This window comes from Streptomyces sp. PTL18, from assembly GCF_059510295.1.
In genome coordinates this window covers 60265-77928 of sequence record NZ_JCAJZO010000006.1, presented here as the reverse complement: position 1 = coordinate 77928, position 17664 = coordinate 60265, and the positions used below count along the sequence as shown (strand labels likewise).

Here is a 17664-nt window from a genome sequence, read left to right as displayed (position 1 = left end):
CCGAGAACAGCGGTTCCTGGGCGGCCTCCGCGGACGACGGCGCGGCCACGGCCGTGAAGTGGCCCTGGGCGCTGCCCGGGAGGGGCGGCGGGCGGAGGTGCACATGGCGGTGACGAAGAAGTGGGCGCGCCTGCCGGGGAGTTGGGGGCAAGAGCCGGCACGCGAGGCTGCCGTCATGCGCGATGCCCCTTACATTGCACAGTGCAAATTTTACAAAAAGCTTACGTTGAGAACCTGGTGACAAGTGATCATCACCGGCGAGGATCTCCAAGCTCTCTTCGATCTTCCCTTTCCTTCTTTCCTCTTCTTGTCTACATAGCGAGGTTGGCAGCCGTGCGTACCCGATCAGCGCGCCGTCCGTACGGATGGCGGGCCCTTGTTCATCGCGTGCGGCGCATGACCGCGATACTGACCCTGACCGGGCTCGCCCTGATGCTGACCACGCAGGACGCCGTGGCTCAGGGCGTCACACTGGAGCCGGTGTCGCTGTCGGGCATCGGCGGCTTCTTCACCTCGCTGATGAAGGGCTCCCCGCACTGGGGGGGAGTGCCGCGACAGCAGTCGGGCACGGCCGCCGGCCACCGCCACCAGGCCTCCGCGGCCTCGACGCGGGCCGGGCGCGGCGTCGGCCACCCGCGGGGCGGGGGCAAGGGTGAACTGCCGTCGTACGCTCCGTACAAGGGGAGGAACAAGGTCGGCAGGAGTGCCGCGTTCCACGGCTTCGACGCCAGGACCAGCAAGCCGGTGGCGGACAAGTCGACCGTGCATTCCACGTACTACCGCAACGCGGACGGCACGTTCAGCAGAAAGGTTTCTCCGCTTCCGCTGAACTACCAGGACGCCAAGGGCACCTGGCACCGGATCGACACCTCGGTCGCGCAGGGGGCGGACGGCCGGTGGAGCGAGAAGTCGAACTCGCTGGATGTCGGGTTCGCCGTGAAGGCGTCGGAGCGTGATCTGGCGTCGTTCGGCAGGGGCGGGCGCAGTGTCGGGTTCGGGCTTGAGGGCGCGGCGTCGGTGGCGGGTGTGGCCAAGGGCTCGACGGTGTCGTACCCGCAGGTGCTGCCGCACACCGATCTGGAGCTGACGTCGACGGCGGTGGGTCTGCGTCAGGCGCTGGTGCTGCATTCGGCACAGGCGGCGCACTCGTGGGTGTTCCCGCTGGACCTGCGGGGTCTCACGGCGAAGACCAACAAGTACGGCGGGGTGGATCTGCGGGACGCCAAGGGCAAGGGCGTGGCCTCGATCCCGCCGGCGTACGCGTTCGACTCGAAGATCGACAAGGTGTCCGGTGAGCGCGGCACCACGCACGCGGTGACCTACCAGTTGATCACCGAGCACGGCAGGCCCGCACTGAGGATGACCCTGGACGCGGACTGGCTGCACTCCACGGACCGGCAGTTCCCGGTGACGGTGGACCCGGACACGTCCGTGTGGGACTACGTCGACTCCACCTACACCGAGTCCGGCTACACGCCCGCGGACCGCTCGCAGGAGCAGACCGTCAAGGTCGGCTCGTACGACTCCGGCACCCACTCGGCGGTGTCGTTCGTGAAGGAATGGCGGACCAGCTTCGACGGCTCCGGGGTCAGCCTGATCTCGGCGAACCTGCACCTGTACGACATCTGGGCGTCCACCTGCACGCCGGAGCCCTTCTACGTCGCCCAGGCCACCCAGTCCTGGAACCCGGACGACGCCATGGCGTATCCCGGGCCCTCGCACGGGTCGTCGATCGGCAGCCTGACGCCGACGGTGAGCAACGCGTGCGCCAACACCTCCGGCAGCCAGACCGGCGGTGACTGGGTGACCGTGCCGCTGAACACGGCCGCGATCCAGAACTGGGCGAACGGCACCACCGCGGACTACGGCCTGGCGATCTACGCGCCGACCACCGACAACCTGCACTGGAAGCAGTTCGGGTCGATGGCCTACCCCGGGGACGCGCCGTACATCGTCTACGACTACACCGGCGACATCGCGCCGATGGTCGAGGCCACCTTCCCGTCGAACAACTCGCCGGTGTCCACCCTCACCCCCGAACTCCAGGCGTTCGCCGACTTCCAGCAGAACCCCACCACCCAGAAGTACGACTTCCAGGTCTACACGGCATCCGGGACCAAGGTCGTCGACTCCGGCCTGGTGACCACCCCGAACTGGACCGTGCCCTCGGGCAAGCTCACCTGGAACACGACCTACTACTGGACCGTCCAGGCCTACGACGGCACCCTGTACTCCACCGCCGCGCCCTGGTCGGCGCTGACCACACAGGTGCCGCAACCGTTCCTCACCTCCACACTCTCGCAGAACGACAGTCCCCAGGGCTTCGACGCCTCGATCGGCAACTACACCCAGGAGGCCACCGACGCGAGCGTGGACGGCCCGGGCCCGAGCCTGGATGTGATCCGGGACTACAACTCCCGTGACTTCCGCACCACGGGCGCCTTCGGTGCCGGCTGGTCGAGCATCTTCGACGCCAGGGCCACCGAACAGCACGACGCCTCCGGCACACTGACCGGTGTCGTGGTGACCTACCCGGACGGTTCGGAGGTCGGCTTCGGCAAGAACGCCGACGGCACGTTCTCCGCATCCTCGGGCCGGTTCGCCGAACTGCGTTCCGTCACCGGCGGCTACACCCTGACCGACAAGAAGGACACCGTCTACGCCTTCACGCAGTCACTGGGCACGGGCGCGTACGGCATCACCTCGGTCACGGACGCCAATGACCGTGCGGTGGACTTCACCTGGTCCTCCGGTGAGATCAGCGACATGAGGTCCGGGGTGTCCGGCCGGGCACTGCACCTGACCTGGTCCACCCCGTCCGGTGCGAGCGGCCCCCACGTGGCGACCGTGGTCACCGACCCGGTCACCCCGGGCACCCCGAACACCGCGCTGACCTGGACCTACACCTACTCCGGTGACGAGCTGACCCGAGTCTGTTCGCCGAAGTCCAGCACCGCCTGCGACCAGTACGGCTACACCACCGGATCGCAGTTCCGCACCCAGGTGGAGGACTCCGGTGCCTCCTCCCTGTGGCAGTTCAACGAGTCCAGCGGCACGACGGCGGCCAGCTCGGTCGGCCTCAACGAGGGGTCGGACAACGCCACCTACCACAATGTGACCCTCGGTCAGGCCGGACCGCTGGCCGGGTCCACGGCGACGGCGGCCGGCTTCGGCGGCTCCTCCTCCTATGCGGAGCTCCCGCCCAGCCTGGCGTCCAGCGCCACACAGCAGACGCTGTCCATGTGGTTCAAGACCACCACCGCGCCCGGTGTGCTGTTCTCCTACTCGACCCTGCCACTGAGCTACAGCATGACCCAGGGCCAGTACACCCCGGGCATCTACATCGGCAGCGACGGCAAACTGAACGCCGAGTTCTGGAACAGCAACCAGGTCGACCCCATCGTCAGCTCCTCGGCGGTCAACGACGGTGCCTGGCACCAGGTGGTGCTCTCGGGCGCCGGGTCCAGCCAGAGCCTGTACCTGGACGGCGCGAAGGTCGGCTCGCTGTCCGGCATGATCTCCTACAGCGACGGCTACCACAGCGCCCTGCAGAACCACACCTACATCGGTGCCGGCTTCCTCGGCGGCGCGTGGCCCGACGAGCCGCACTACTCCACCACCAGCAACAACGGCTACCCGGTGTACTTCAACGGCACCATCGCGGACGCCGCGTACTACCCCCGCGCCCTGACCGCCGACGAGGTCGCCTCGATCCACTCGGCCGCCACCCACGCCTCGCCCCTGCTGACCTCCATCACCCGCCCCTCGGGCAGGACGTACGCCTCGATCGCCTACGACACCGACGCAGCCCGCGCCACCCAGGTGACCGACGACAACGGCGGCGTGTGGAAGCTCGGCACGCCCGGCATCGCCGGATCCAGCCAGGTCTACCGTTCTGCCGTACTGGGCGGCGCGCCGAACCAGTACTACCGCTTCGGCGAGTCGGCGGGCGCGGCCGACGCGCTGGACGAGGTGCGCGGCGGCCAGGGCACCTACAACGGGGTGACGCTCGGTACCGGCGGCCCGTTCAGCGACCACACCACCGCCTCCTTCGACGGCAGCAGTTCGAACGTGGCGCTGCCCAGTGGCACGGTGCCCGGTTCGGGCGCGGAGTCGGTCGACCTGTGGTTCAAGACGTCGACGGCCAACGGCGTGCTGTTCGGCGCGTCCAAGGACCCGCTGTCCAACGGCACGACGCCGGGCTCGTACACGCCGATCCTGTACGTGGGCAGCAGCGGCAAGCTGTACGGCGAGTTCTGGTTCTCCAGCGGCGCCGGCAAGCCGCTGGCCTCCTCCGCCGCCGTCACCGACGGCAAGTGGCACCACGTGGTGCTGTCGTCGTCGGCCACCAGCCAGTCCCTGTACCTGGACGGACGGCCGGCCGGCACGCAGACCGGCACCGCCGCCATGTCCAACCAGGACTACACCTACGTCGGCGCGGGCTTCATCGGCGGCTACTGGCCCGACGAGACCCACCACAACACCTCGGACAACACCGGCTACGTCAGCCACTTCAACGGCTCCGTCGCCGAGGTCTCCTTCTACCGCTCCCGACTGTCCGCCGACGACGTGGCCGCCCAGTTCAGCGCCGCGAAGGACTCCGACGGTCTGCTCCCGGTCAAGACGGTCCAGGTCACCGACCCGGGCGACCACACACTCGCCTACACGTACGACCCGACCCACGGCAACCGCGAACTGACGGAGACCGATGGCCTGGGCAACACGACCAGCTTCGGCTACGACACCGCTGGTTTCGAGCACACCGTCACCGACCCCGACGGTGATGTGACCACCACCGGTCACGACCCGCGCGGAAACGTCGTGTCGGTCACCGCCTGCCAGGACCAGGCTGCGAACAGGTGCTCCACCCGGTACTTCACCTACTACCCGGACGACACCTCGGCACAGCTGACCACCGCGGACCCGCGCAACGACCTGCCGCTGACCTACCGGGACGGCCGGTCCGCCTCCTCCACCGACACCACATACCTGACGACCTACGGCTACGACGCGCACGGCAACGCGACCAGCGAGACCACACCGCCCGTCGCCGGCTTCCCGAACGGGCGCACCGTCACGACCACGTTCAGCGACGGCAGCTCCACCTACCCGGCGGCCGACAGCGGGAACGTCCCCGCAGGACTACCGGTCAAGATCGTCACACCCGCCGGCGCGGCGCACACCATCGCCTACTTCCACAACGGCGACGTCGCATCCACCACCGACGCCGGCGGCCTGGTCACCCGGTACACGTACGACGGCATCGGCCGGGTGCTGACCAGGACCGAGGTCTCGGACAGCTATCCGTCGGGGCTGACCACCTCGTACGAGTACGACGCGAACGGCCGGGTCACCAAGGAAACCGCACCACAGCTGGCCGACCGCGTCACGGGCGCCCAGCACACTCCGGTCACCACCACGGTCTACGACGACGACGGCGACGTGACCTCGCAGACCGTCTCCGACGGCACCGGCGGCGACGCCCCGCGCACCGAATCCTGGACGTACGACGCGTACGACCAGGTGGCGAGCGAGAAGGACGCCAACGCCAACGCCGGGGCGAGCAACGGCGGTACCACCACCTACACGTACGACGCCTACGGCAACAAGGAGTCCGAGACCTCTCCCGACGGCACCACCACGGCGTACGCCTACAACCCGAACGGCGACCTGCTCACCCAGACGCTCAAGAGCTACACCGGGGACCCGGTCAACCCCTCCACCGCCCAGGACCTGGTGCAGATATCCCGCGCCTACGACCCCGCAGGCCGACTCGCGTCCGAGACGGACTCCATGGGCAACACCACGTCGTACACCTACACCGATGACGGGCTGGTCGCGACCGAGACCAGGACCGACTCATCCGGCACCAGCAGCTTCGCGGTCGCGTCCAACACGTACGACGGAGCCGGCGACCTGGTGAAGAGCGTCACCAACAACGGTGCGACGGAGACCGACTACACCGTGGACGCGGCCTCCCGCACCGCATCCACCACCGTCGACCCGACCGGAACCGACCGCCAGACCACGGTCTCCTACACCCCGGACGACATGGTCGCCTCCACCGAGGAGACCGACCCTTCCGGATGGGACCGGGTCACCACCAACACCTACGACCCGATGGGCAACCTGACGGCGCAGACCGTCCACGGGGACGCCTCCGGCCACCCGTCCGGCTGGTGGAAGCTCGACCAGACCAGCGGCAGCACCGTCACCGACTCCTCCGGCACCGGCAACACGGCCCGGGCCACCGACGTCACCTGGGCCGGCGACGCCGCCGAGCTGAACGGCACCAGCGGCTACCTGGCCACCAACGGCCCGGTGCTGGACACCAGCGGCTCCTACACGGTCTCCGCCTGGGTGAACCTCGCCTCGACGCCGACCCACAACATGACGCTGGTCGGCCAGGACGGCACCACCAACAGCCCCTTCTACCTCCAGTACAACTACGCGCACACGCAGTCGCCGACCTGGTCGCTCGATCTGACCGGCGGTGACACCACCTCACCGTCGTTCACCGGCGCCTATTCCACCACTGCGGCGACCACCGGGACCTGGACCCATCTGGTCGGTGTGTACAACGCGAGCACCGGCGACATGCAGCTGTACGTCAACGGCGCGCTCGCCGGCAGCAACACCGACTCGGCACCGTGGTCCGCGTCCGGTCCGCTGACCATGGGCAGCGCCAAGTACGCCGGAAACCGGGGCGACTACCTCGACGGCTCGCTCGCCGATGTGCAGGTCTACCCGCGTGCCCTGTCCTCGTCCGAGGTGTCCTCCCTCTACGGGAAGGGGCGCTCCGGCGGCACCGTCGGCTCCGCGGACCAGCAGACCACCAAGTGGACGTACGACCAGCGCGGTCTGCAGACCTCCGCGACCGACCCCAACGGCAACACGACCGACTACGCCTACGACGAGGCGGGCAACCTCACGGTGACCACCGGGGCCGCCGTACCCGTGGAGAGCGGTGACGGCTCGGCGCCCGTGACCGCCCGCCCGGTGACCACCAGCGGGTACAACACCTTCGGCGAGAGCGTCGAGGAGAACGACCCCAACGGCCATGTGACCACCACCGCCTACGACGCGGACGGCAACAGGGTCTCCGAGACCGGTCCGTCCTACACCCCGCCGGGCTCGTCGAGCGCGATCACCCCGACCACCGTGTGGACGTACAGCAGTTCGGGAGCGATCACCTCCGAGACGCTTCCCGACGGCGAGCAGACGTCGTACGAGTACGACCAGATGGGCAATGTCGCCCAGGTGACGCAGCCGGACAACTCGACGGTGCACACCACCCACGACACCGAGGGTGAGACCCTGTCGGTGACCGACGGCACAGGCGCCGAGACCGAGGCGACCTACGACTGGCTGGGCCGCAAGCTCACCGACACGTCCCTGGAGCGGTACCCCTCCGCACAGACGCTGACCACCACGTACTCCTACGCGGCGAGCGGCACCGACCCGGGCGGCGCCTTCCTGGCCGGCACGACCTCACCCGGCGGCCGTGTCACCTCCTACGGCTACGATCACACCGGCGAGAAGACCTCGGTCACCGACGGCGCCGGGAACGTCACCCGCTTCACCTACGACTTCATGGGGAACCGGCAGAAGGCCATTCAGCCGGACGGCACCTGGGACGAGACCGACTACACCATGTCGGGGCTGCCCGGCGCGCACAAGCAGTACGACGCCTCGGGCACGTTGCTGGCCCAGACCTCCAACCAGTACGACGGCAACGGGAACCTGACGGCGGCCACCGACGCGGCCGGTCACACCACGACCTTCACGTACGACGCGACGGACATGGTGACCCAGGAGATCCAGCCGGTCAGCTCCACCCACTCCGTCACCACGTCCTTCGGCTACGACGCGGACGGCAACCGCACCCGCTACACCGACGGCCGCGGCAACAACTGGTACACCACGTACAACGAGTGGAACCTCGAGCAGACCGCGGTCGAGCCGGCCACCTCGTCCCACAGCGGCGCGGCCGACTCCACGACGACGTACGCCTACAACGGTGACGGCCAGGTGACCGGGGTGACCGAGCCGGGCGGCGTGAGCACCGCCCTGACCTACGACAGCATGGGCGACCTGACCCAGGAGTCGGGCTCGGGCGCGGACGCCGCGACGGCGACGCACCACTTCACCTACGACGCCGCCGGACGTGTGGTGACGGCCGCCACGGACGCCGCGGGCACCTCGGGCAGCGCCGGGTACCAGCCGTCGACCAGCGAATCGTTCAGCTATGACGATCGCGACAACCTGACGTCGGCGTCCGGCTCGGCCGGTTCGAGTTCCTTCGTCTACGACGGCGACGGGCTGATGACGTCCCGGACGGACACGGCCGGCACGACCGGGTACGGCTACGACAGCGCGGGCCGTCTGTCCTCGATGACCGACCCGGCGACGGGCACCCAGCTCACGTACACGTACAACACCCTGTCCCAGCCGTCCTCGATCCAGTACGGCAGCAGCGGACAGACCCGCACGTTCACGTACAACAGCCGGCACGAGCTGACCGGGGACACCCTCAAGCAGGGATCGGCCGCGGTGGCGTCCATCGCCTACGGGTACGACGACAACGGCAACCTGACGTCGAAGGACACCACGGGGGTCACCGGCGCCGCGAACAACACCTACACCTACGACTGGGCGGACCGCCTCACGTCGTGGAACAACGGCACCACGACGACGGACTACGCCTACGACGACTCGGGCAACCGCGTCCAGGTGGGTGCGGACGTCTACACCTACGACGCGCGGGACGAACTCACCTCGGACGGGACGAACTCCTACAGCTACACCGCCCGCGGCACGCTGACGCAGCAGTCCACCACCTCCGGCCCGACGACGGCGTTCACCTCCGACGCCTTCGGCGACCAGATCACGTCGGGCACCCAGAGCTACGGTCTGGACGCCACCGGGCGGGTCATCACCGACACCGACACCACGCAGGGCGGCGCCTCGCGGACGCTGCAGTACACCGGCGCGGGCAACACCGTCGCAGGCGACGGCTCGTACGAGTACACCTACGATCCGTTCGGGGCCCTGGCCGGCATCAACACGGCCGGCGCCACCGACACCACCACGGGCCGTCTGGCGCTGACCGACCAGCACGACGATGTGGTCGGGACGTTCACGGCGGGCGCGACCTCGCTCGCGGGCTCCGCGACGTACAGTCCGCTGGGCAAGGTCACCGCGAGCAGCAACAGCTTCGGTCTGCTGGGCTTCCAGTCGGGCTGGACGGACTCGGGCACCGGCAAGGTCAACATGGCCGCGCGCTGGTACAACCCGTCCACCGGCCAGTTCATGAACAAGGACACCATGTCGGTGAACCCGGTGCCGAACTCGGCGGCGGCGAACCCGTTCGCCTACGTGGGTGACAACCCGCTGCTCGGCACCGACCCCAGCGGCCACTGCAGCCCGGCGCAGTGCGTGGGCCACCATGTTTCCCACGCGGTCCACCACGTGGTTCGGGCCGTGGGCCACGCCGCCCGGAAGGCGGTGCGAGTGGTGCACCACGTGGTCCGTGCCGTCCACCGGCCGGTGCGTCGCGTCGTGCACTACGTGCACGACGCGCACCATGCCGTCGCGCACGTCGTCCACCGGGTGAACCACCGTGTCGCACGGCATTCCTCGCCGGTGCACCACCGCGTGGTGCACGCGGTACACACGGCCTTCCACGCGGTACGGCACGTGGCGCACCGGGCTGTACACGCGGTGGCGCACGTCGTCCGCAAGGCGCTCCACGCGCTCAGACACGTGGCGCACCGGGCCGTACACGCGGTGGCGCACGTCGTCCACAAGGCCCTGCACGCGGTGAGGCACGCGGTCCACGCCGCGTACCACTCGATCAACCCGAACGCCGACTCGTCCGACGAGGACAGCTGCAACGCGCAGTGCGAAGAGATGACAGCTCTCCTCGCCTCGATCCCTGAGAGCCGGAGGGAGACCTTCCGCGAGGGCGTGGCGATGATCATGCGCGAGAGCCCGGACACCTGGGACGAGCCCGGGAGCTTCGCGAACGACGCACTCATCCAGCGCCTCAAGAATGCCGTTCTCGGCCCTGTGACGCTCGACGAGATCTGGGAGAGCACGAAGGGGACATTGACCTCCACCGGCGTGGGCCTGGTCGGAGCTCTGCTGTGCCCGGAGACGGGCGGTGCGGGATGCATGGCCGCTGTCGGCGCAGTTGCCGGATTCGCCGGGCAATGCGTCGACGACTGCAGTAACAAGACGGCCCTGGGACTGAGCATCGCCGTGGGCGCCGCAACTTCCTACGCCGACGTCAGACTGGGGGGCATCGGCTGCTCACTTCCGCACAGCTTCACCGGCAGCACCCGGGTGCTGATGGCCGACGGAACCGCCAGGCCGATCGACCGGATCAAGGTCGGCGACACCATCGCCGACGCGGTACCGGGCGTGAAGAGCACGGAGGCCCACAAGGTCACCGCGGTCATCGTCACCCACACCGACCACGACTTCGTCGACCTCACCGTCAAGGCGACAGCCGCGTCCGGCGCCAAGCAGGCGGGGAAGGACACCGCGAAGGCCGGGACCAAGGCCGGAGCGAAGTTGTCGGCGAAGAAGGCGGCCCGCAAGGCAGGGTTCGGCCTGGCAGCCTCGGCAGCGGTACTCGGCATCCTGACGGCAGGCCACGGCCACGCCACCACCGACCAGCCGACAACGGCACCGGTGGCGGCGGTCGGTTCGGCAACAGCGGGTAAGAAGGACGCCCGGGGCGCGCACCTGACGACGACCTTCCACCACCCGTTCTACGACGAGACGCAGTCCGCCTTCGTCGAAGCCGAGGACCTGAAGGCCGGCGACGTCCTCCGCACCCCGACCGGCACGGCCGAGGTCACCGGCGTCCGCCTCTACCACGCACACACCACCACCTACGACCTCACCATCGGGGCACTCCACACGTACTATGTGCTCGCGGGGGCGACTCCGGTTCTCGTCCACAACTCGCTTTGCGGCCGGGCCGACTTCAATTCGAACTCCTCGGCGGCCCGGCACTATGCGAAGCACGTGTTGGGTGTGAAGGCAGGGAAGAAGGGGAAGCTCACCGCCGTGGAAGGCGGAGGCGATATGCCTGAATTCAGAGGTCCCGGCGGCCTGAAACGTTATCGCAATGCTGCACGGAATTTCATGTCGGGCGCCGGACCGGAAGGTTCCATCTCCTTGCCGAGTTCGAGTGGCGGCATGTTCCGGGTCGACCCACAGACCGGGTACTTCGGCTACATGAACTCCTCCGGTACGATCTCCACCTTCTTCCGACCCAAGGGGGACCCGGTGGAATACTTCTGGAGTCAATTCAAATGATTTCTGCCCCGAATGAGTTCACCGAGAAGTTTCAGACGATCGCCCGGTCCTCGGGATGGGGAGCGCCTCCGCTTCCCGGAAGTGCTCTCAGGATGTGGGAGGATTTCGTCGAGGAGTGTGCGAGCGGCTACGAGTCCGACCTCTCCGAGTACCTCAATGACCGGTCAGTCCGCGACCTGCTGCAGAGGGCCCTGGACGACGCCGGGATAAGGCTCCTCGAACAGCACGCGTGGTTCACGCAAGAGGTTGAACGCATCGATGAAATATTTCACGAGGTCGTGAAGGACGGTCCGGTGATCTGGCCGAATGACAAACATTGGTGGGCGCAGAGGGTACCCCCCATCGGAACCAAGGAGTTTGTGGATGATGTCCGCGATCGGTACTCCGTGGACCTGACCGCGGAATGCTGATCAGGGAAGTGGACCGGACTGCGAAATGCTGATCCGGAGTCGAGTCCACGGCCGAGCGTGCCGGGTGTCGTCCGCTCGCATGGCGTCAGTTCGGTAGCGGTACAGGGGCTGTGCCGCTGTGACCGGTGTGGTGGCCCTCTGCCCGGATCGGGGGAACGCGGAACGAACTCACGGTCACGGCCCGCGGTTTGCGGCAGGATGCTCTCGCATGGACGCCGTACGGGTTGCCTTGCTGCGGGACGTGCTCGCCGGGACCGAGTGGCCGGTCGCCACGCGTCGGTTCGCGGGGACGCTGCGCGGGTCCGTGGTGTCGCACGGGGGCGGGCTGCTGCTCGTGGGCAGCCCGGAGTACGAGCCGTGGCACCTGGCGGCGCACCTGGTCGACGAGGCGGCGTGGTCCGGGACACCGGAACTGTCCCCGACGCTGGTGCGGCACGCGGCACACGCCTCGGGTCCGGCGCACCTTGCGGTGGGGCTGGGGCGGCTGTCGGCGGCGCGGCGCGGGGAGACCCTGCTGGTGGTGTCGCCCGCCGCGCCGGGGGCGGGGCTGCTGGAGCGGGTCCATGACGCGCGGCGGGCCGGGGCGACGGTGCTGGCGCTGGACGCCGGGGACCGGGACCTGACGGCGCTGGCCCACGAGTCGCTGACGGTGCCCGAGGACACGGATCTGGACCTGGACACGGTGCAGCACCTGGTGAGCGCGGCGGCCGGGGAGAACCGGCTGCCGGCGCCGCGGGGCCGGCGCCGCTTCCGCGACCGTCTGTCCCGGCTGGCGGACCAGCTGACGGAGCCGCCGCCGGCCCGGTGGTAGCCGGCGGGGCCCCGGTTGCCCCGGGCGCCGCGCCGCGCCGGCCGGCATGGCACCTGAGGGGCGCCCGCCCGGACGTCCGGGCGGGCGGTGGAGGCGGTTCACCCCGGGGACGGTGCCGGGTTCAGTCCCCCTCCCGCTCCGCCGGCGGCGCGTCGTGCCAGCGCGGGTCCGTCTCCCACTCGACGTTCCGTTCGCGTGCCGTCTCCATCGCGTGTTCCGCCTCCTGGCGGGACGCGTACGGGCCGAAACGGTCCTTCGCCGGGCACTCCGGGCCCTCCTCGACCTTCTGGTGGACCAGGCAGTAGTACCACTCGCCCGGCTTGCCGACCGTCCGCTTCCTGAACAGCGCCATCGCTAGGAGCTCCTTTCACCACGGCCATGGTCCCGCACGGCCGCTGGATAGACTCGCTGGCATGTCTGGCCAGTCGCTGCTCGTACCAGGAGAGCTGTCTCCCACCCGTTCCGTGCCCGGAAACATCCGACGCCCCGAGTACGTCGGCAAGCCGGCGCCGACCCCGTACACCGGGCCGGAGGTGCAGACCCCCGAGACCGTCGAGGCGATGCGCGTCGCCGGGCGGATCGCGGCGCGGGCGATGGCCGAGGCGGCGAGGATCATCGCCCCGGGCGTCACCACGGACGAGCTGGACCGGGTCGCGCACGAATACATGTGCGACCACGGTGCCTATCCGTCGACCCTGGGGTACCGCGGGTTCCCCAAGTCGCTGTGCACCTCGATCAACGAGGTCATCTGCCACGGCATCCCGGACTCCACGGTCCTGCGCGACGGTGACATCATCAACCTGGACGTGACGGCGTACATCGGCGGCGTCCACGGCGACAACAACGCCACCTACCTGGTCGGCGACGTGGACGAGGAGTCCCGGCTGCTCGTCGAGCGCACCCGCGAGTCCCTCGACCGCGCCGTCAAGGCCGTCCGGCCGGGCCGCCAGATCAACGTCATCGGCCGCGTCATCGAGTCGTACGCGAAGCGGTTCGGGTACGGGGTCGTGCGGGACTTCACCGGTCACGGGATCAACTCGTCGTTCCACTCCGGGCTGATCATCCCGCACTACGACAGCCCGCACGCGACCACGGTGATGCAGCCCGGCATGACCTTCACCATCGAGCCCATGCTCACCCTGGGCACGTACGAGTACGACATGTGGGACGACGGGTGGACGGTCGTCACCAGGGACCGCAAGCGGACGGCGCAGTTCGAGCACACGCTGGTCGTCACGGAGACGGGGGCGGAGATCCTCACGCTGCCGTAGCCACACCTCACCTCCTGGAGCCCGCTCCGTCCACCGAGCGGGCTCTTTCGCGTGGGCCGGGAGCGGATCGCGGGTAGGCTTTTGCCGACAGGGCGTCGGCAAAACAGCGGAGGTCCCATGAACACCCCGGAAACGGCCGATACGGCCTTCTCGGCGCTCATCCGCACCGCGTCGCAGGACGAGCACCGGGAAGCGAACACCTCCGCGTTCATCACCGGCCTGCTCGGCGGCAGGCTCGGCGTCGACGCGTTCGCTCGCTACACCGAGCAGTTGTGGTTCGTGTACGAGGCCCTGGAGTCCGGCGCCGCCCGGCTGGCGGGCGACCCGGTCGCCGGGCCGTTCGTACGGCCGGAGCTGTTCCGGCTGGCCGCGCTGGAGCGGGACCTGGCGCATCTGCGCGGCCCCGGGTGGCGGGCGCACCTGACGGCGCTGCCCGCGACGCTGACGTACGCGAACCGGGTGCGGGAGTGCGCCGGGCAGTGGCCCGGCGGATACGTCGCACACCACTACACCCGCTACATGGGCGACCTCGCGGGCGGCCAGATCATCCGCGGTACCGCGGAGAGGACATGGGGCTTCGCCCGGAAGGGTGACGGCGTCCGGTTCTATGTGTTCGAGGGCATCCCCAACCCGGCGGCGTACAAGAGGACCTACCGGACGCTTCTGGACGGGATCGGGGTCGACGATCTGGAGAAGCAGCGGGTCGTCGCCGAGTGCCGGCGGGCGTACACCCTCAACACGGCGGTCTTCCGCGCGCTGGGCGAGGAGTTCCCGCTGAGCGCCTAGCGGTGGGGGCCGCGCCGGTGGGTCGGCTCAGGTGGGTCAGCGCTCCAGGAGGACCCTGCCTCCGACCTCCACCCACCCCTCCGGCTGCGGCGCGGTCAGGATCTGTGAGCCCGCGCCCTGGCGGATGTTGAGCGCGCGGCCAAGTCGGGCGGTGAGCAGGAGCGCCGCCGCACCCGTCGCCTCGTCCTCCTCGATCCCCCCGGTGCAGGCACCGGCTCCATCGGAGCCGCCGGCTCCGCGCTCATCGATTCGGCCGGGGAAGGCCCGGGCGCGGACCCGGCCCGCCGCCTCGTCCTCCCACGCCCAGGCGTAGATCCACTCCCCGGGCGGCGGCACCGTGAGACCGTCCACCTCGGCGGCCGTCGCGTACTGACGCAACGTGCGCGGCGGCGCCCACTCCGGGCGGGCCTCGATCCAGCTGAACTCCCCGTCCAGGCGTGCTCCCACCACACCGGCCGGAGTGAGCAGTTCCGGCAGATCGAGCAGCCAGGCCGTACCCACGCAGGGGTGTCCGGCGAACGGCAGCCGCAGCGTGGGCGTGTAGATGTCGATGACCCCGCGCTCCGGGTCGTCGACGAACACGGTCTCGCTGAAGCCGAGTTTGGCGGCGAAGGCCTGCCGCTCGTCCCGCCCGGGGACTGTCGAGCCGTCCCGCACGACGCCGAGTTCGTTGCCGTAGCCGCCGTTCGGCCCGCAGAAGACGCGCAGCACGTCGTAGTCAGTCACCGGGGCATTGAAACATCACCCGGGCGGCGACGGCGTGCCGAGTGGCGGCACCGGTCGGGGAGGGCGCCGCCCGCGCGCCTCGGCCGCCCCGTTCGCCACCCCGGTGAGACCCGGATCACGTCCCGGGCTGACAGGGGACGGGTGAACCCCGGTTGAATCAGGCGGGCCTCACCCAACCGCCTTCCTGGGGCGATCGGCTTCGGGCCGTGGTTCTTCGAAAGGTTCGGGCTGAGCGACGAGCGGCCCGAGGCGCTGGTCGTCGTCGCCGCGGCGTGCTCGCCCACGGCTACCACGACCTGCAGGAGGCCGGCTGGGGCCCGGGCCTGGCGAGCCTCGCCTTCGACATCGGTGACACCGTCCCGCCGGACAGCCGGTACGGCGCGCTGCTGAAGGGCGTGTTCGACTTCCAGCCCGATCCGACGGGCCTTCAGGTCACGGTGCGGCTGCTGTACTTGATCCCGGCGCTCGCGCTTTCCCTGTCCCCGGTAGGGTTCGCCTCCGGAAAGGGGAAGGTGAAGGTCACTGATGAGCAGGGAGCGCGGGGATCGCAGCCCTCGAACGCTGCGTAGTCCGGTACGGTTCGCCCTGGCGACGGCGGCGGTGACGGTTCTGTCCGTGACGGCGAGCGGCTGCGTCGTGGTGCACGGCGAGCGGGAGGTCGTACCGACGGCGACACGCGCCGAGGCGACCCGCGCGCTGAAGGAATTCCTCACCGCCTACAACAAGGCGGACAAGGCGTACGACCGGTCTCTGGACGCGGCCCGGGTCACCGGTGCGCTGGGCGCCATCGACGGCGGCAAGCTGGAGGCCGGCCACAGGACCGATCCGGGCGGCAACCCCGGCCATGTGCCGCTGAAGCTGACCGACGCCAGGTTCACGATCCCGAAGAAGGCCGGCTGGCCGCGCTGGTTCGTCGCCGACGCCCACGCCAACAAGGGCAGCCCGGACGCCCATTGGCTGCTGGTCTTCACCCGCTCCGACGCGAGCAGGGTGTGGGCGGTGTCGTATCTGACGATCCTCGCGCCCGGCGACGTACCGGCGTTCAAGACGGACAAGGACGGCTTCGCCGAGCCGGTCGCGCCGGACGACCCCGCACTCGCCGTCCAGCCCCGCAGGCTCAGCACCGCCTACGCGGCCTATCTGCGAAGCGGCGGCAACGCCTTCGCGCCGGGCCCGCACACCTCGCAGTGGCGGGCCACGCGGCTGCGCAACGCGAGCAGGCCCGGACTGGCCCGGCAGTACATCGACGAGCCGCTGACCAACGGCGACTACGCCCCGGTGGGGTTGCGCACCACGGACGGCGGCGCGCTGGTGTTCTTCGCCACCCACCACTACGAGCGGCAGACGGCCGCTCAGGGCGTGAACATCGACGTCACCGACCCGAGCACCAAGGCCCTGATGACCGGGGAGGTCAAGCAGTCCCTGATCCGGGAGTTCGTGTCGAACCAGGCGGTACTGGACCCGAGGAAGGGCCAGGTGAAGTTCGTCAGCCGGGTGGAGGGGCTGACGGGGGCCAAGGGGGAGTGACGTCGGGGACGCGGGCCGCCGCCGGGGCTCAGCTCCGGTGCGGCCGGCCCGCCAACTCGCTCTCGTCGCCCGCGTGGCGCGCGCACGCGTCGGTGAGCGCCTCCAGCAGGCTCAGCGGATCCGGCAGCGCGTGCTCCGGCCCCCGCACCCACTCCACCGCCGGCTCTCCCGGCAACCGCGCCGGAGGCACCAGCACGTACGAGCCCCGGCAGTGCCACCGCAGCCCCGGGTGCTCGTCCATCGTCTCGGGACGGCAGTCCAGTTCGCACGGCCACCACTCGTCCTCGTCCTCGGGCGTGCCGCGGGTGAGGGTGAAGAACAGCATGCGGCCGTCCCCGGTGGTGGCGACGGGCCCCACCTCGACGCCGGCGGCGAGCAGCCGCTCCAGGGCCTCCTCGCCGGCCCCGCGCGGGACGTCGAGCACGTCGTGCACCATCCCGGTGGCGGTGATGAAGTTGGCCTGCGGCTGGTGCCGGGCCCATCGCTCGATCTGCGCCCGGTCCGTGGTGGACTGCGTCTGCCAGGCAAAGGAGACCGGGTGCCGCGCGGGCGTGGGACAGCCGACGCGGTCGCAGGAGCAGCGGTAGCCGACGGGGTGGGCGGCGGGAGCGAGCGGCAACCCGGCCGTGGCGGCAGCCAGCAGCATCGCCTCACGGCCGCCGTCGCCGGCGTCCTTCTCGAGACGGGCGGGACGTCGTCCGCGCAGCCACTGGGAGATCCTGCCCCGCACGCTCGCGCGGCGGCCGAAGTCTGCGCTCATCTATCTCCTCGCCTCGCTGCTGTGGTCCCGACAGCATGCCCT

Annotated in this window: 9 protein-coding genes and 1 pseudogene; 7 read left to right on the top strand and 3 right to left on the bottom strand. The window is 69.7% G+C overall.

What is annotated here, in order from left to right; genetic code table 11:
* Positions 1 to 396: 396 nt before the first annotated feature.
* The 3 genes from AC5WS8_RS13520 (at position 397) to AC5WS8_RS13510 (ending at position 12552) form a co-directional block, all read left to right on the top strand.
* Positions 397 to 11331: a LamG-like jellyroll fold domain-containing protein gene (locus AC5WS8_RS13520; protein ID WP_496103601.1), complete on the top strand. Its 10935-nt coding sequence runs from the start codon at positions 397 to 399 to the stop codon at positions 11329 to 11331.
* Positions 11328 to 11741 carry a hypothetical protein gene (locus AC5WS8_RS13515; RefSeq protein ID WP_496103600.1) on the top strand — a complete coding sequence of 138 codons (414 nt, stop codon included), beginning with the start codon at positions 11328 to 11330 and terminating at the stop codon, positions 11739 to 11741. The genes AC5WS8_RS13520 and AC5WS8_RS13515 overlap by 4 nt, the downstream gene beginning before the upstream one ends.
* A 208-nt stretch (positions 11742 to 11949) precedes the next feature.
* Entirely contained in the window at positions 11950 to 12552 is a 603-nt protein-coding gene (locus AC5WS8_RS13510; RefSeq protein WP_496103599.1) for a hypothetical protein, read from the top strand.
* 121 nt (positions 12553 to 12673) lie between these two features.
* Here the strand turns inward: AC5WS8_RS13510 and AC5WS8_RS13505 are convergent, their stop codons facing one another.
* Complete coding sequence (locus tag AC5WS8_RS13505; protein ID WP_471438488.1) at positions 12674 to 12904, bottom strand: hypothetical protein; 231 nt, start codon at positions 12902 to 12904, stop codon at positions 12674 to 12676.
* Between the two features lie 61 nt (positions 12905 to 12965).
* Between AC5WS8_RS13505 and map the strand changes: the two genes are divergently transcribed.
* A complete protein-coding gene (map, locus tag AC5WS8_RS13500) occupies positions 12966 to 13823 on the top strand; it encodes a type I methionyl aminopeptidase (RefSeq protein ID WP_496103598.1) in 858 nt (285 codons plus the stop codon).
* 117 nt (positions 13824 to 13940) lie between these two features.
* Complete coding sequence (locus AC5WS8_RS13495; RefSeq protein ID WP_496103597.1) at positions 13941 to 14609, top strand: biliverdin-producing heme oxygenase; 669 nt, start codon at positions 13941 to 13943, stop codon at positions 14607 to 14609.
* Between the two features lie 36 nt (positions 14610 to 14645).
* On the opposite strand, the gene AC5WS8_RS13490 is transcribed toward AC5WS8_RS13495, so the two are convergent.
* Positions 14646 to 15335 carry a PhzF family phenazine biosynthesis protein gene (locus AC5WS8_RS13490; RefSeq protein WP_496103596.1) on the bottom strand — a complete coding sequence of 230 codons (690 nt, stop codon included), beginning with the start codon at positions 15333 to 15335 and terminating at the stop codon, positions 14646 to 14648.
* A 269-nt stretch (positions 15336 to 15604) separates the two neighbouring features.
* On the opposite strand from AC5WS8_RS13490, the pseudogene AC5WS8_RS13485 reads away from it, so the two are divergent.
* Both AC5WS8_RS13485 and AC5WS8_RS13480 read left to right on the top strand, forming a co-directional pair.
* A pseudogene (locus AC5WS8_RS13485) lies at positions 15605 to 15904 on the top strand (iron transporter); the annotation flags it as partial.
* Positions 15861 to 16862: an SCO2278 family lipoprotein gene (locus AC5WS8_RS13480; RefSeq protein WP_496103595.1), complete on the top strand. Its 1002-nt coding sequence runs from the start codon at positions 15861 to 15863 to the stop codon at positions 16860 to 16862. The pseudogene AC5WS8_RS13485 and the gene AC5WS8_RS13480, both read left to right, overlap by 44 nt.
* Positions 16863 to 16890: 28 nt before the next feature.
* Here AC5WS8_RS13480 and AC5WS8_RS13475 read toward each other — a convergent pair whose 3' ends face one another.
* On the bottom strand, positions 16891 to 17622 hold the full coding sequence (locus AC5WS8_RS13475; protein ID WP_496103594.1) for a bifunctional DNA primase/polymerase: 732 nt from the start codon (positions 17620 to 17622) through the stop codon (positions 16891 to 16893).
* Positions 17623 to 17664 lie beyond the last annotated feature (42 nt).

What these genes read in the sequence shown, in the direction of transcription:
- AC5WS8_RS13475 (WP_496103594.1), bottom strand. Translation starts at nt 17,622, where the DNA reads ATGAGCGCAGACTTCGGCCGCCGCGCGAGCGTGCGGGGCAGGATCTCC.
- AC5WS8_RS13480 (WP_496103595.1), top strand. Translation starts at nt 15,861, where the DNA reads ATGAGCAGGGAGCGCGGGGATCGCAGCCCTCGAACGCTGCGTAGTCCG.
- AC5WS8_RS13510 (WP_496103599.1), top strand. Translation starts at nt 11,950, where the DNA reads ATGGACGCCGTACGGGTTGCCTTGCTGCGGGACGTGCTCGCCGGGACC.
- AC5WS8_RS13495 (WP_496103597.1), top strand. Translation starts at nt 13,941, where the DNA reads ATGAACACCCCGGAAACGGCCGATACGGCCTTCTCGGCGCTCATCCGC.
- AC5WS8_RS13520 (WP_496103601.1), top strand. Translation starts at nt 397, where the DNA reads ATGACCGCGATACTGACCCTGACCGGGCTCGCCCTGATGCTGACCACG.
- AC5WS8_RS13515 (WP_496103600.1), top strand. Translation starts at nt 11,328, where the DNA reads ATGATTTCTGCCCCGAATGAGTTCACCGAGAAGTTTCAGACGATCGCC.
- map (WP_496103598.1), top strand. Translation starts at nt 12,966, where the DNA reads ATGTCTGGCCAGTCGCTGCTCGTACCAGGAGAGCTGTCTCCCACCCGT.
- AC5WS8_RS13505 (WP_471438488.1), bottom strand. Translation starts at nt 12,904, where the DNA reads ATGGCGCTGTTCAGGAAGCGGACGGTCGGCAAGCCGGGCGAGTGGTAC.